The sequence below is a fragment of the Rossellomorea aquimaris genome (genome assembly GCF_001877785.1).
Classification (GTDB): Bacteria; Bacillota; Bacilli; order Bacillales; family Bacillaceae_B; genus Rossellomorea; species Rossellomorea aquimaris_A.
Map to the genome: position 1 here is coordinate 1 of NZ_MINN01000088.1, position 1,470 is coordinate 1,470.

General features: G+C 38.6%; 1 protein-coding gene. It reads left to right on the forward strand.

Going from position 1 to position 1,470, the window contains the following annotated elements:
- The first annotated feature begins 104 nt into the window (after positions 1 to 104).
- Positions 105 to 1,271: an IS256 family transposase gene (locus BHE18_RS12465; RefSeq protein ID WP_071618905.1), complete on the forward strand. Its 1,167-nt coding sequence runs from the start codon at positions 105 to 107 to the stop codon at positions 1,269 to 1,271.
- Positions 1,272 to 1,470: the final 199 nt, after the last annotated feature.

Sequence of the window (1,470 nt, forward strand, 5' to 3'; positions counted from 1 at the left end):
ATTGATTAAGTCCATATAATTGTGTAAAAAGAAAAAGAGTCATTTTATTCCTTCTTGGCAACACTGTTTTCAACGACGATAAACAATGAAGAGAGGGAATAAAGATGACTCACTTACAGTTTAACCTAAATTTTGACTATTTAAAAGAAACAGTGATCACTTCTAATTTGGAGACCGTAGTTAAGTCGGCCATCGTACTTGTGTTAAATGACTACATGGAAAAAGAAAGAGATGATTTCCTGCATACGACGGCTTATGAGCGCTCTTCGGAGCGAGTAGATTATCGAAACGGCTATTATGAACGAGATTTCACCATGAGTATTGGTAAGTTAACCTTAAAGGTCCCACGAACCCGAAATGGAGAATTTTCTCCGTCTGTTTTTGAAAAATACTCAAGGTGTGACCAAGCCTTTGTTCTATCGATGATAGAAATGGTGATTAATGGAGTGTCTACTCGTAAGGTAACGCACATCGTTGAACAACTTTGCGGAGAAAATGTCTCTAAGTCTTTTGTATCTTCTCTGACTCAAAAGTTAGATCCTATCGTCAATGATTGGGCCAGGAGGCCCTTGAATGGGACTTATTTTCCTTTTGTGTTTGTAGACGCTATGTATATAAAAGTGCGGGAGCACAATAAGGTTGTCTCTAAAGCAGTTTATATCGCTACAGCACTAACCGAAGACAATAGACGGGAGATCCTGGGTTTGATGGTGGATCATGTAGAAAACTACGATAGCTGGTGTCGGTTCTTCCAACAACTCAAATCGAGGGGACTTCAATCACCTAAGCTCGTCATTTCAGATGCCCATCAGGGGCTTCAAAAAGCCATTATGAGGGAATTTATCGGGACTAGTTGGCAAAGGTGTAATGTTCATTTTAAGCGAAATGTATATGACAAGCTCCCCAAAAAAGATTCAGTTGAAATAAGGACGATGATTAAACGAATATTTGAGGCAGTCACTATAGAAGACATGAGAAACTTCAAGGAAGAATTAATGGACAAATTTAGTGATCAACCTAGATTTGAAAAAGCTTTAAAGGTACTAGATGAAGGGTTCGAAGATACCATTCAATATATGGAACACCCTGAATCAATTCGTCCTCACATTAGAAGTACGAATAGTTTGGAACGTTTGAACCAAGAAGTACGCAGAAGAGAAAGGGTAATTCGGATTTTCCCAAATACTCAGTCTGCTTTTCGCTTGGTGGGAGCAGTGTTACTTCACTATCAACAAACGATTTATTCCAAAAGAAAGTTCAGTATCAAATAACGTTTTTGAGAAACTTCCATCATGAATTTTTCCATAGCCGGTTGGGTCTGTCAAAGTGAAAAGCCTTTGACAGACCCAACCGGCTATGGGATCAGAACCTCATGGAAGTTTCGACAAAAAAATGTGGGGGCTAGTACTGATAATCCAAAATAGTTGAAAACAGCTGTAAGGAATTTTACACAATAATACGGACTTGACT